General features: G+C 53.2%; 14 protein-coding genes and 1 pseudogene. 7 read left to right on the top strand and 8 right to left on the bottom strand.

The annotated features are described in order from the left end of the window. Nucleotides 1-116: 116 nt before the first annotated feature. The 3 genes from AC2FIC_RS03900 to AC2FIC_RS03890 form a co-directional block, all read right to left on the bottom strand. On the bottom strand, nt 117-494 hold the full coding sequence (locus tag AC2FIC_RS03900) for a nuclear transport factor 2 family protein (RefSeq protein ID WP_142636034.1): 378 nt from the start codon (nt 492-494) through the stop codon (nt 117-119). A 244-nt stretch (nt 495-738) separates the two neighbouring features. Continuing rightward, complete coding sequence (locus tag AC2FIC_RS03895) at nt 739-1,524, bottom strand: formate/nitrite transporter family protein (RefSeq protein WP_496870018.1); 786 nt, start codon at nt 1,522-1,524, stop codon at nt 739-741. 255 nt (nt 1,525-1,779) lie between these two features. After that, entirely contained in the window at nt 1,780-2,226 is a 447-nt protein-coding gene (locus AC2FIC_RS03890; protein WP_496691984.1) for a universal stress protein, read from the bottom strand. 369 nt (nt 2,227-2,595) lie between these two features. Between AC2FIC_RS03890 and AC2FIC_RS03885 the strand changes: the two genes are divergently transcribed. Continuing rightward, a complete protein-coding gene (locus AC2FIC_RS03885) occupies nt 2,596-2,976 on the top strand; it encodes a hypothetical protein (RefSeq protein ID WP_496691983.1) in 381 nt (126 codons plus the stop codon). A 237-nt stretch (nt 2,977-3,213) separates the two neighbouring features. Here AC2FIC_RS03885 and AC2FIC_RS03880 read toward each other — a convergent pair. From AC2FIC_RS03880 to AC2FIC_RS03870, 3 genes and pseudogenes are all read right to left on the bottom strand, one after another. Further along, nucleotides 3,214-3,452, bottom strand: a pseudogene (locus AC2FIC_RS03880) (transposase); the annotation flags it as partial. A gap of 588 nt (nt 3,453-4,040) precedes the next feature. Then, nucleotides 4,041-4,178, bottom strand: coding sequence for a hypothetical protein (locus tag AC2FIC_RS03875; protein WP_496691982.1), 138 nt, complete (start codon nt 4,176-4,178; stop codon nt 4,041-4,043). 255 nt (nt 4,179-4,433) lie between these two features. Then, a complete protein-coding gene (locus AC2FIC_RS03870) occupies nt 4,434-5,432 on the bottom strand; it encodes a hypothetical protein (RefSeq protein WP_496691981.1) in 999 nt (332 codons plus the stop codon). Between the two features lie 205 nt (nt 5,433-5,637). On the opposite strand from AC2FIC_RS03870, the gene AC2FIC_RS03865 reads away from it, so the two are divergent. From AC2FIC_RS03865 to AC2FIC_RS03845, 5 genes are all read left to right on the top strand, one after another. Then, complete coding sequence (locus AC2FIC_RS03865; RefSeq protein ID WP_496691980.1) at nt 5,638-6,177, top strand: PepSY domain-containing protein; 540 nt, start codon at nt 5,638-5,640, stop codon at nt 6,175-6,177. A gap of 38 nt (nt 6,178-6,215) precedes the next feature. Beyond that, nucleotides 6,216-6,875 (top strand): response regulator transcription factor, encoded by a 660-nt coding sequence (locus AC2FIC_RS03860; RefSeq protein WP_142636050.1) that lies wholly within the window; start codon nt 6,216-6,218, stop codon nt 6,873-6,875. Between the two features lie 56 nt (nt 6,876-6,931). Continuing rightward, nucleotides 6,932-8,203, top strand: coding sequence for a sensor histidine kinase (locus AC2FIC_RS03855; protein ID WP_496691979.1), 1,272 nt, complete (start codon nt 6,932-6,934; stop codon nt 8,201-8,203). A 131-nt stretch (nt 8,204-8,334) separates the two neighbouring features. Next, nucleotides 8,335-8,511 (top strand): hypothetical protein, encoded by a 177-nt coding sequence (locus AC2FIC_RS03850; protein WP_496705695.1) that lies wholly within the window; start codon nt 8,335-8,337, stop codon nt 8,509-8,511. A gap of 8 nt (nt 8,512-8,519) precedes the next feature. Next, nucleotides 8,520-9,467 carry an ornithine cyclodeaminase family protein gene (locus tag AC2FIC_RS03845; RefSeq protein WP_496691978.1) on the top strand — a complete coding sequence of 316 codons (948 nt, stop codon included), beginning with the start codon at nt 8,520-8,522 and terminating at the stop codon, nt 9,465-9,467. Nucleotides 9,468-9,773: 306 nt separating this feature from the next. On the opposite strand, the gene AC2FIC_RS03840 is transcribed toward AC2FIC_RS03845, so the two are convergent. Together AC2FIC_RS03840 and AC2FIC_RS03835 are read right to left on the bottom strand one after the other, a co-directional pair. After that, the gene (locus AC2FIC_RS03840) at nt 9,774-10,310 is read right to left on the bottom strand and encodes a luciferase domain-containing protein (protein ID WP_496691977.1); all 537 of its coding nucleotides are present in this window, start codon (nt 10,308-10,310) and stop codon (nt 9,774-9,776) included. A gap of 66 nt (nt 10,311-10,376) precedes the next feature. Then, nucleotides 10,377-10,967, bottom strand: a complete 591-nt coding sequence (locus tag AC2FIC_RS03835; protein ID WP_496691976.1) for a YceI family protein — start codon at nt 10,965-10,967, stop codon at nt 10,377-10,379. A gap of 124 nt (nt 10,968-11,091) precedes the next feature. Here AC2FIC_RS03835 and AC2FIC_RS03830 point away from each other — a divergent pair, with 124 nt between their 5' ends. Next, nucleotides 11,092-11,673 (top strand): TetR-like C-terminal domain-containing protein, encoded by a 582-nt coding sequence (locus AC2FIC_RS03830; RefSeq protein WP_496691975.1) that lies wholly within the window; start codon nt 11,092-11,094, stop codon nt 11,671-11,673. Nucleotides 11,674-12,051: the final 378 nt, after the last annotated feature.

The following is a 12,051-nucleotide window of genomic DNA, read 5'->3' as shown; positions in this document are numbered from 1 at the left end:
ATCCCGTAGTCGAAATAAATGCCCAGTTGTCCATCTGTCGTGTCAAAGCTCTTACGAGTCACGCTTCCAACGTTCAGGTAAAACCAACACTGCGTCAGCGTTGCTGGCTGTCGTTCCTACTTCGGCAACATGAAGAACTCTTCAAGTACAATTTTCCCATCTGCTACCGAATAAACTGCGATCTCGCTCAAGGTCATGTGTTGCCCTGTAGCCTTCTGCGTTACGTTAACCTTATATCGTACACCGAAGCGGTTTGGGGGATGAACATAGGGGCCATCCACGTCGAATTCGACGATTTCATGAGCTGCCAGCCAGTCCTCTCTTTTTCCCTTGATAGCATCCCGGCCCTTGGTGATGCGAAACTGTCGAACCGGAGGCACAACCGCCTCAATAGATTGAGCGTTTTCTGCATACATTTCACCAACGTTTGCAAGACCTCTGCGATCCCGCATTGCCTGAACGAATGTTCGTCCAATCTCGACTAATTCTTCCATAATAGCCCCCCAATTTCAGCCTCAACTGTATCACATCTTACCTTTGCCAATCTTGACAGGGATCAATAAAATTAGATGTTCGCGAAGGATTCAGATCAGGATCGAGAGGACGACTTGCACAGTGGAAATGAGCGGCCCAATTCCCGGCGCCGTCTTCAGCCAGTGCGCTATTAGACAACGCCTTCAGAACCATCTGTTTCCGTTCATTCCGCTCCGGTGGGTGCTTAAATCGAAGAAGCAGATCTTACCGTTTGGATCCGCCAAGATAAGCAAACCAATAGGCCAAGGCAACTCCTCCCGCCCCGCCGACAATGTTACCCAGAGTGACCCATAGCAGATTGGCCGCCGCTGCGAAAACCGGCACTGTTGCTCCCGCTGCCCAGCCCTGCGGGAAGAAATACATGTTCGCAATCGAATGCTCGAGCCCCAGCAGCACAAATGCAGAGACGGGCCACAAGACCGCTAGAATTTTTCCGGCGACGCTGCGGGCGGCGAAGGACAGCCATACGGCAAGGCAGACCAGCCCGTTGCACAATGCGCCGCGGGCGAAAGCCTCCATCGGTTCCAACCCCGCTTTGGCATCGGCTACCCTTATGGCAGTGCTACCCATCGGCCCATCAAGCAAGCCGGTCAGGGCGAAAGCTAATGCAAGCACAACGGCACCCACGAAGTTACCAACGTAGACGATGCCCCAGCTTCGGAACAGCAGCCGCAGCGGTATCTTGCGATCGACCGCTGCTATCACCATCAGAACATTGCCGGTGAACAGTTCTGCACCACCTGCGATCACCAGGATAAGGCCCAGAGAAAACACTGCTCCTCCCAGAACGCGGATCGGCCCCGAAGCGCTGTCTGCCCCCGTGACCGCCATCGTATAGGCCGCTGCGCCAAACCCTATGAATGCTCCAGCCAGCATCGCAAGAACGAACATTGGTGCTAGTGGCAGCTTTGCCTTTGCGACCCCGGCAGTCTCAACTAACGTTGCAATTTCAGCGGGTTTATGAGCATCGAACAGGGCCGGGGGGTTCATGTGGCGCTCCAGAGTTGGCACGAGTTTACGTAGCAGGTAGTTTAAGCCTGTCTTCTGACTTTGAACTAACGCGCAAATAAAACCGGAAGCCTATCTGTTCCCTCTGAGTTCGGATAGTTCCACCTAACACAGTTTGGCGCGCGGTCATGGCCATAGGTACCCATGAGGTCTACTTCAGCTTCCGCTTTCGCGAGATCTCAACGCAGAACTTTTCGATCCTCATCGTTTAGCGCCGATTGGGGCCAAGTTTGAAATTCAGGCAACGGTTAAAACAGCACAAGTGGCATTCCGACTGATGCCTAGAGAGGTGCTCCCTTGAATTAGGCTACTAATGCTTCCCAATCCACGGCGGCCCGTCACAATCAGGTCAGCTTTGCATTGCTCGGCACATGCGATGATCTGGTCTACGGGATCACCGCGTTGGGTATACGTTTGCGAAACCGTCTGATTGTACTCTTCGGCGATCTCTCTACCAGAGGAAATAATCTTGTTTGCTGCCTGCTGCACCTCTTCGTCTGAAGGCATTGTCGTGACGGCGTGATAGCCAGCCAATGCGCCCATTGCGAACGCCACGGTTTGGGGCTGAGGTGTATGAACAAGGTGAATTTGGGAGCCATATTTGCTTGAAATATCACAGGCAACGCGCAGAGCTGCTTCTGACGCCTCAGATCCATCCAAGCCAACTACGATCTTTTTGAACATGTTGCACTCCCTCCTTAGTGAGGGGTTAGTATGGGCGAGCTTGCAGTAGTTAACTTTGACTCAAATCAACACATTTCACTGCAGGTTCGAGCGTAGTCGTCCGTCTATTTCCAGAAGATATACGGTAACTGAACCAATTTTGAAAAATGTTAGGAGTTGCAAACGGGTCATCTCAAAGGGGTAACAGCGCATAATTATTGCGAAAAACCTCGCGCAGACGCTACATTTTTTCAAAGGGTATCAAGTTAAGCCCAATGATAAAGATCAAGGGAAATGGCGAGAAGAATTGCTATTAGGGGCGTGCGTTTCAGTTCGTTTGGTAGATTGCCCACGACACGAGATTCAATCTTATTTCTGAGGAAAACAACGATGCCTTCCTCTCCGCCTTGGGTTCGCCCAGTTACGATAGCCGCAGCACTCTTTGGTCTCCTTACCATTTTCTCAGGAGGAACAGCCCTGTTTGGGGGCGCTGCTGCCAGTGCTGCAGTCGGAGATGCAGTTCCATTCGTGCTTTGGTTCAATTTTCTGGCTGGATTTATCTATTTGTTAGGCGCTTTTGCGCTCTATAAATCCACAATCTGGGCACAACGAATTGCCTGGTTGCTTGGCTTATCTACACTAATGGTGTTCGTTGTTCTGATACTAGTGGCACTTAGTGGAACGCCGTTTGAATGGCGAACGGTCGGCGCAATGACCATACGCAGTGCATTCTGGTTAACTGTAGCTTTCGCGCTTTCCAAAACCGCATAAGCCAGCCAATGGGTGCCTCACCCGCGCCCAAATAACTCGGCAAGACAGGCACTTTTGATTGGGATCAAGGGCCGAAACGAGCTGTTTCGACATAGTTGGTGCGTTTTTCGAACCGATTTGCAGGAGGATCGGAATGACTGTGCTGATTGCCTACGGTACCCCAGAAGGCCAAACGGCTAAGATTGCGCATTTATCAACGATGTGGTCAGAGAAGCCGGCTACGAAACGAAGCTGATCAACGCCAGCGGTCACCCCCGCTGTCTGTCTCAGTGGCAGCTTGAATAGCACCTTGATCGACAGGCAGAATTGGATCGCCGCATTCGAAAAGACCGGCTGTGACAAGGCCGACCTTCGTGCGCCGCGAGCCAGGTCATGTCCTTGTCCAGCCAGACAGGAAGTGAGCCGCGCTCCTTAAGCGCAGCATTGTAGTCGGACCAATTCGTGACGCGTTAACGGGCGGAAGATGGCTTACTCATCCACACCGTTTAACCTTATGGATTCGCGTTGTGAATCCCTCGCTGCGAGAGATATGCAACAACGCCCATGTTCGTGAGAACATAGCGGTCTAACTATCAGAAGGTAATTTAAGATGAGATTGATACTCGCGATTTTGCTTCCGTTTGTGGTGTTCTTCACGATCCAACGCCTTTTTCAGGGCTTTTTCTGCCTGCTCTGCGTATTCCCAGTGAATTGCCGCGTGAATCCCAATAAAGTTGCCGCCCAATCTTGTTGACAACGTGCATCCAGACCGATGGCCTCCAATCGCCGTGCCACAGGCTACTTGGCAGGAAGGCCACACGGCAGACCTTCGCCGCGCTTGCATCAACAAGCCCTACAAACGGCGGCAATGCACTTGAAGCAGACCCTTAATCCAAGATGCAGTGTTGTGGAGCTTTGGACAGTGGCCATACGGACAAAGCTGCCATCGGGAAATAAAACCAAAATGGCAGCATTTTCTTATATGGCGGTCAATGCCCCCCAGTTTGTCCACTCATACGCAACAACATTAACCGAACGTGAACAATGTATTCTCAGAGTGTTCAACCGTTATCGTTCATACTTCCTTACTCAGGGCCGATCAATGCGTGCCCGGATGCACTGAAGGGGAACAGCATGATCAATACTGCCAATGAGGGTGCGCCTAGCATTCCTACAGCAATGCAATCCTCGCGCACCGTCTCAGGCGGTGAATTGTCAAGCATCACAAATTCGAGCAACGGTCGCTTCCCTCCTATCGAAAATGCACTGTCTGAACTATTCAACAATGAGCGGCTAAAAGAGGCGAAACGAGGCGTCTGATCTCTCAACAGAACGTCTGCGTATATCCCAAGTCACGTGGTGTTGTCTGGGATGTAGTGAAACCCGCTCCGGATCGGAGCGGGTTTTTTTATTTGTGATGTTGTTATGCCTGCTGGCTCGGGTCTATTTGACCTGGTGATTGATTGGACAATCAGCAATCAGCTTTCAAGACCAAGCAGAGTTTTTACGGCAGCCTCGACCTCATCCGTCACAGGCTTGTTGGCGGCAGCCTCCAACGCTTCACGCTCGGTCTGCGGTTGATTCTCTACAGCCTCAGTCAGCGCATCGACTTCTGCCACCGTATCGTTGTAGTCGACCGCAGCCTGCCGTTCGGCGCCTAGGTCTTCGGCCGTATCGAGGGCTCCCTGAAGTTCGTCATTGGCGTCCTTAAGCTCTGCTTCAATATCAGGATCTGTGCCCCCGGCATCGGCAAGAGCGTCCTCAAGCTCGTTCACGCGATCCTGCTTCTCCTGAACATCTGTCAGAGCCGCATCAAGGTCCTCTTCGATCTCAGAGACCGGGCGGTCCGGCGGGGTCATGCCATCCAGCTGTGCCTGTGTTTCCGCAAGCTCCTCACGCAATTCATCTCCGGCCAGAACTGCGTCACGAAATGCGGCGATGCGGCCTACACGGGAATTAGGAGAGGCGTTCTTGAGAGCATTCTCATTAGCGTTGGCGGCGTTCAGTGCGCCTAGTTCAGATGGGTGCACGCCAAGCAGATCCGCCATCTTGTACCCTTTTGGTTTCGGGGCGGGGCGAATTGCTTTGGTCACCTGATCCACTGGTTGACTTTTGCGTACGGTCTTTACGGCTGCGGTTTTGGCTTTGGTCTTTTTGCCCCCAAACAGGTCTTTCAAGGAAAACTTGTTTTTTCCCGATGACTTTGACTTACCAGCGTTGGAAGATTTCCGGTTAGATTTTCCGGCCGCTTTATCACTATCGCTAATGGACGCACCAGATCCGCCATTACCGTTTCCACCACCATTGCCGTTTCCACCGCCATTGCCATTGCCGCCGCCGTTTCCGTTACCGCCGCCGTTGCCTCCTTTGGCATAAGCAGCATCAGGAAACGCGACAGCTCCGACAATCGCGGTCGAGCCCAGCAGGGCGATGGCAATAGCAGAGGCTTTTAGCAAGTTGATCGGTTTGGTGTTCATAATGGTCCTCGTTCATCAGGTGCGATTCTCGTCTGTCACGGTAATCAGCGGCGAGCAGACGCAAAAACTGGGTGCCGAAAACAGAATCCGACACCCCTGATCTAAACCCATCATCGTTGAACCCACGCGTAACTGGCTGTTCACCGTAGGTTCACATAGAAATCGGTAGATTGAGCCGGCGTTTTCACAGTAATGAGTGACAAGGATGAAAAAGCTTATTGCCATTGCCTGTCTACTTGCCTTTCTCCACCCCGGAGAGGGACAGGCTGCTGCACGTGAGTTGACGCAATCCGAGTTGCGCAAGGCGACAACCTCAGGCAGTGCCATTCGTTTGAAAAAAGTAATCAAAGGCGTTGAAAAGGCTTTTGGTGGAACGCCAGTTGACGCGCGCGCCTTTCAGGCTGACAGGCTATATTACCGTATTCTCGTCAAGAAACCGGATGGTATAATCGTCAGTGTCATCGTCAACGCTCAGACGGGTGTTGTTGTCTCCAACCGATCCGTTGTTGGCCGCCAGATTTCTGAAGCTGCCCGCGCTGCGCCGGGTAAATCCGGCAAGGGCGCTTCGCAGGGGAAATCTGCAAACAAAGGCAACAGCGGCGGTAACTCCGGTGGCAATGGTGGTGGTAATTCCGGTGGTAACGGTGGCGGTAATTCCGGTGGTAACGGCGGCGGTAACTCCGGTGGTAACGGCGGCGGTAACTCCGGTGGTAATGGCGGAGGTAACGGCGGGGGCAAAAAGTAATGGTTATACTTCCATTCGCTCGCCTATAGTCCCTAAGTATGAGAGTATTGCTGGCAGAAGACGAACCGCACCTCTGCGAACAGATCAAAAAACTCCTGAACGCAGAAGGCCGCGTTGTGGATGTCGCCAATAGTGGGCTCGACGCCCTGCATCTGGGTGCGACCGAACCATATGACATGATCATCCTTGACCTCGGCCTTCCAGAGCGCGACGGCATTTCGATTCTGCGCGAATGGCGCAACGAGGGTGTCAAAACACCGGTGCTGATCCTGACTGCCCGCGATGGCTGGAGCGAAAGGGTCGACGGCCTGGATGCGGGCGCAGATGACTATATGACCAAACCGTTCCACATGCCCGAACTGGCCGCGCGTGTTCGCGCCATCCTGCGACGGCAAAGTGGACAGCTGAATCCCGTGATTGAAATGGGAAACGTCATTCTGGATACCCGTAACGGCCGGGTGACAGCCGATGGCGTGCCGGTAGACCTGACTGCTCAAGAAATCGCGGTGCTGACTTATCTGGCGCATAATTCTGGTCGGATGATTTCACGATCAGAACTTTCAGAGCATATCTATGAATACGATGGAGACCGGGATTCGAACACTATCGCCGTATTTGTTACCCGTCTGCGCAAGAAGCTTGGCACTGACCTGATCACAACGGTTCGAGGTCGTGGATATATGATCGATTCGGCCTGATGTTATCGCTGCGACAACGGGCATTGCTGGGGGGAATTGCATCTGGGGCAGTGTCTGTGGGCGTAGGCACACTGGCGGTTTTCTCATACATTGATGCACGGGTGTCCAACCGGTTCGACTCTGCGCTGCTGGATCGTCACACACAGCTGGTTGTCGGGCTGAATGTCACAACCGAAAACCCGGATGCCCTACGGGATCTGATATTTGACCCGGCTTATGGCACCCCCTATTCCGGACGGTACTGGCAGGTCAGCAGCGCCGACGGTGTGGTCTTCACCTCTCGCTCGCTGTTTGATGAGGTCATCGCGGAACCCCCCGGCATTCCCGATATCCCCACACTCTGGGACACAAGCGGCCCGGAGAATGAAGTGCTGCGCAGCGCTTTTCAGAAGATCACTTATGAAGATGGCACGGTATGGGGCGTCAGCGTCGCCGAAAGTCAGGCTCAACTCGTGGCCGAGCGGCGCGCGGCGCAGAAAAGCCTGCTGCCGGTGTTTGGCCTAGTTGGCCTGATCGGTTTAGCCGGCTCGTTGTTTCTGATTTCAGTTGTTCTGGGACCATTGCGAAAGCTGCGTACGGATGTGGCCCATCGCTGGGATCAAGACGAAGACCTTAGGCCAACAGATTACCCCGAAGAGGTCTCGCCATTGGTCGAGGACCTGAACCAGCTGTTGCGTCGGAACCGCGAGATTGTCTCGGGTTCGCGCCGCCAGGCCGCAGATCTGGCACACGCATTGAAAACTCCTACAGCCATATTGCGCAATGAACTTGTGACATTGTCCAACGCCGGAGCGGTGACAGATACCGCACAAGAGGCGCTGGACAGGATCGATGCTCAACTTGGTCGATCTCTGGCCAGGCTGCGGGCTTTGAACGCTGCTGACCTGACCCATTCGCGGACCGATCTGTCTAACTCCATCAAGCGCCTGGCGCGGCTGTTCTCGGCCATGGCGGACCGCGAAGGCAAATCGCTGCAGATTGATGGCGATCCGGGTCTTTGGGTGCGCATGGATACGCAGGACATAGAAGAGATTTTGGGCAACCTTCTGGACAATGCGGTCAAATGGTGTCGAAGCACGGTACGGCTGACCGCGAAACGTAAGCAGAAATGTATCGAAATCAGTATCGAGGATGACGGTCCGGGAATTCCTGAAGACGCCCACCGCGAAGCCTTGCGATCCGGCGGACGACTGGACACCTCGGTCGTTGGTAGCGGGCTTGGGCTGGCGATCGCGGTCGACTTACTGAAAGCCTACGATGCCAGACTAGATCTGGACCGCTCTGAATCGCTGGGTGGGTTGGTGTGTCGGATAGTGATCCCGACCTGAAGTCGCCCGGAATCTGATCTGCAAAGTGTCGTTTGAACAATTCGCAACTTTAACTACCAATGGGCCCGAACCTGTCGTCTGACGATCTCAGTAGGTCATCGGGTTGGTTCAGACCGCACAAAGTCGGCCTAATGGACGAAGCAGGCGTTCGACTGGGTTCACATTTTCAGAAAAATGAAGGCGCTTTTTTTCTGCGCATTGGATCGGGCGATCAAAAGTTACAGCCAAAATACTTCTGTGAAGGTAAACCGATAGGAAGAACTGCCGAAGACAATGTACTCAGTCAAAAAGCCAAATTGCTTAAGTGAGGGACTCTGTGACTTCTGAGAACGCCTTAATTTATCTGTCTGACGACGACCTCGGGGGTTTAGGCATCCAACCTTCGGAAGTTGCCGATGCCATCGAGGCTGCTTTAATAGCCAAGGCAGACGGAAAGCTTCACACTTCTCCCAAGACAGTCATTTTGCCCGGCGATGGGCGCTACGCAATGTCTACATTGGCAATGGGAGATGATGGATTCATCGTGACCAAGCAGGTTACAGTGTGTCCGGAAAATCCGGCGAGGGGTTATCCCGCGATAAACGGTGCCATCATGGTTATGGATGCGCAAACCGGACTGCTTCGCGCGGTCTTGGGAGCGAATTGGATTACGGCAAACAGAACTGCGGCTCTGTCAGTGGTGGCAGCGCGTCGGCTTGCTGACCCTCATGCCGAGACAGTGGCTTTTGTGGGCGCGGGCGTGCAGGCTCACTCCCATCTAGCTGCGTTTTCAGAACTGTTTCCCTTGAAACGAATCCGCGTGTTCGGGCGAGGTAAAGAGAATGCCGACAAGCTTTGTCGTTATGCTAGGGGCATGGGTCTCGAAGCTGAAACATGCGCCGATGCCAAGGACGCTTTGAGTGATGCCGATCTGATAGTGACATCGATAACGTTGGACTACTCCATTGAACCCTTCTTGGATGCCCGATGGCTGAAGCCGACTGCCTTCGCCACCATAACTGATGCGTGCATCCCGTGGGTGCCGGCGCACATGATTGGTTTCAAAACGGTAATTGTCGACGACCGTTTGCAGGAGCTGGAAAGCGACAAGCCGATGTTGCAATACGAGCAAATTGCTGGCGACTTGACGGAATTGGTCGCTGGCAAAGTCGACGTCCGAGCACGCAATAAACCGGCGGCTTTTGCTTTCAGAGGGATTTCATTGGGGGATTATGCTGCTTCGGTCCTCGCAGTTCGCCGGTTCACCGAAAAACCCGTGAAGTGAGCCCAAAGACATGAACACCCACTTTGTAATTAGATACCGGAATGGTCGCTTTGGGCGCAGATACGCCATTCTCTGCGATCAGTTCAATTAGTTGGTCGCAGCCCAAAGCGGGCATTTGCCACTGAGCTTTGCAAATTCAACTGCGCGGGACGGGAGTTACTATTGGTGCTGAAGGTTTGAACGCACGCTCCGAGCGCTTCGCCACGGCAAGAATGTAAGAAAGAAATTGACCGTGAAAAGCAAGCAAGCTGAAACAGCACTCTTTAAGGAAGCAGGCGCCACCGCACACTTTCGGGCAAAACAGGTTTAACCCAAGGTGTTGCCGGTGATGAAGGTGTACGAACTTTCGACCAGATCGATGACGAATTCCAACTCTTCTGGTGTGGTTGGAGTATAGATCATGACAAAGCCGCTCCATCCGGGGCGTTGATCAGCCCAAGGGTGAGCTACGGCCCAGCCAGCCTCAATTGCTTTTCGCGCCAATGCTGGGTCGAGCGAAGCGTGCAAGCTGCCATCAGGATGCAAATGCGCAAACTCAAACCCACCGACGATAGAGCTCGGTCGAGACAACAACATGTCGGGATCAAGCTGAAAGCCAATCGCGCCAGGTAGTGATATGCGTGTGGGGCCAAGTGTGACCCCTGGGAATTGCGCAACTCGCTCCAGCAATAGCTGGGCCAAATCGGCATCAATTTCGACACCAATCTGAGTATGCGGTACGCCGCTTGTTGTTTCCGGACGGGGCGAGGTGCGCTCCGGGAACGCGTACTCTTGCGCATATGCCAAAGGGCTCGTGACTGCCGCTACTGCGACAACAGCAAATATCTTCGGGAAAATATCCATATTGTTGGCAACCCCGTCAAAAGTTAAGAAAGAGCACTCCGTGCAGTTTCAGCGCACTTGCACACATCATTCAGCCTTTAACGCTTCGATATTGATCAAGAGCTCTATTTCGTCGCTCACCGCAGGTGCAAACGCCCCAAGTCCGAATTCAGACCGCACGATAGTCGCCGTGGCTGCCAGCCCCAAGGTTGGCGTGCCCTCTTTTGGGCCAAACGGGTATGGTGCTGACTTGTTAAGCGTTGTTTCCAGAACAACAGGTTTGGTGACGCCATTCATGGTCAGGTCGCCAGAAATATTCGCGGAATTGTCCCCGGTCACTTCAATGCTGGTTGAGGCGAATGTGACCACGTCACCGTCACTCGCGCTAAAAAAGTCATCGGACATGAAGTGTTGCAAACGGGCATCCCAGCCCGTGATCATGGATTTTACAGGCATAGACACTGTGACAGATGAGGCAGACGGATCATCTTCGTCGAACTCAATCTCACCGCTAAAACCTGAGAACATTCCATATGTTTCTGAGAACCCGATGTGGTTGTAGCTGAACAATACCTGGCTGTGTCCAGGATCCAGCTCGTAAGTGCCACTCTCGGACAATGCGGTTGTCGCGCCCATCGATAAGAGTACCGCCAGCGGGGTTGCTGCCACTTTGAACATTGATACGCTCCCATTTTGACAAAACGTGTTTGTGGAATTGAGTATTGGGATTTAGGTGTTGGTCGACCATACTTTTAGGACAAAGTGTTCTACTATGCAACAAATTGTTCTATAGGAGGAGTGATTGAAAGAAGATCCTAGGCTGATCGCCACACGACAGACCGCGCTTGATGCTGCGCAAAAGATACTAATGGATGAGGGCGTGCTGCACGTAACTCATGGCTCAGTATCGAAGGCAACGGGCATTTCGCGCAGCACACTTTACAGACACTGGCCAGATGCGCGTAGTCTGCGTGATGCAGCGTTCAGGCGCATCGCAACACCGCAGAACATACCGCCCAAAACCGATGGCCCGCTACGATCTGACCTGCGCTGGCTACTCGGTGTACTGATGGGAGCCTTGAATGACACGCCATGGGGCCAAATCGCGCCTCAGGTGGTCGCTGCTGCGTCCAACGATGCAGAAGCGAGGTTGGTGATCACTGAATTTATGAAAGACAGGTTCGCAAGTGTTGAAGCAGTATTTGCAGCCGCAATAGGCCGCGGTGAGATCACCGCTGACATCCCGGTTGACCAACTCATAGAACTAGCAGTCGCTGCACCATATTTCCGCAAACTCATACGTCACGAGGCACTGGACGAAGATTGGTTGGATCAACATGTTGATCTGCTTTGCAGTGTAGCGAAAACCAATTCGGGACATTGAACATCGCCTGAATTTGCAGGCAAAGCGACCAAGAAGCCTAACGATCTCCAAGATCGCGGTGGGGCTACGTTCGCTGCGTGACATCAGCACGTCGCATGGTCAAAACGAACCGCTGCTCACAACGTTGATGTCTGTACCCTGATTTGTCGCTGCCGCTCATTCCTATTGCAACATGAACACCTTGGGTTCAGTGTTGCAATTCTCCGCAGCAAACACCATAGGCCGCTAGCAGCCCAAAGCGGACCTTCAAGACAAGAATTTGCAGTTTCGTTGATGCGAGCCTACCCGCCGTTCGCTACTCTCGGATAGAAAGCATTCACAGTCTCGGTTAGCGGCCATTCAACAACGCTTGCCATGAATTGACTTTTGGTGCGAAGG

This window comes from Ruegeria sp. CDSC079 (assembly GCF_059610505.1).
The sequence above is the reverse complement of the archived record's forward strand: the minus strand, read 5'-3'. Positions and strand labels throughout refer to the sequence as shown.

Bases quoted from the DNA above. Each gene is read 5' to 3' on its own strand.
- AC2FIC_RS03850 (WP_496705695.1), top strand. From the start codon at position 8,335: ATGGACGAAGCAGGCGTTCGACTGGGTTCACATTTTCAGAAAAATGAA.
- AC2FIC_RS03885 (WP_496691983.1), top strand. From the start codon at position 2,596: ATGCCTTCCTCTCCGCCTTGGGTTCGCCCAGTTACGATAGCCGCAGCA.
- AC2FIC_RS03895 (WP_496870018.1), bottom strand. From the start codon at position 1,524: ATGAACCCCCCGGCCCTGTTCGATGCTCATAAACCCGCTGAAATTGCA.
- AC2FIC_RS03890 (WP_496691984.1), bottom strand. From the start codon at position 2,226: ATGTTCAAAAAGATCGTAGTTGGCTTGGATGGATCTGAGGCGTCAGAA.
- AC2FIC_RS03865 (WP_496691980.1), top strand. From the start codon at position 5,638: ATGAAAAAGCTTATTGCCATTGCCTGTCTACTTGCCTTTCTCCACCCC.
- AC2FIC_RS03870 (WP_496691981.1), bottom strand. From the start codon at position 5,432: ATGAACACCAAACCGATCAACTTGCTAAAAGCCTCTGCTATTGCCATC.
- AC2FIC_RS03875 (WP_496691982.1), bottom strand. From the start codon at position 4,178: ATGCTTGACAATTCACCGCCTGAGACGGTGCGCGAGGATTGCATTGCT.
- AC2FIC_RS03835 (WP_496691976.1), bottom strand. From the start codon at position 10,967: ATGTTCAAAGTGGCAGCAACCCCGCTGGCGGTACTCTTATCGATGGGC.
- AC2FIC_RS03840 (WP_496691977.1), bottom strand. From the start codon at position 10,310: ATGGATATTTTCCCGAAGATATTTGCTGTTGTCGCAGTAGCGGCAGTC.
- AC2FIC_RS03860 (WP_142636050.1), top strand. From the start codon at position 6,216: ATGAGAGTATTGCTGGCAGAAGACGAACCGCACCTCTGCGAACAGATC.
- AC2FIC_RS03900 (WP_142636034.1), bottom strand. From the start codon at position 494: ATGGAAGAATTAGTCGAGATTGGACGAACATTCGTTCAGGCAATGCGG.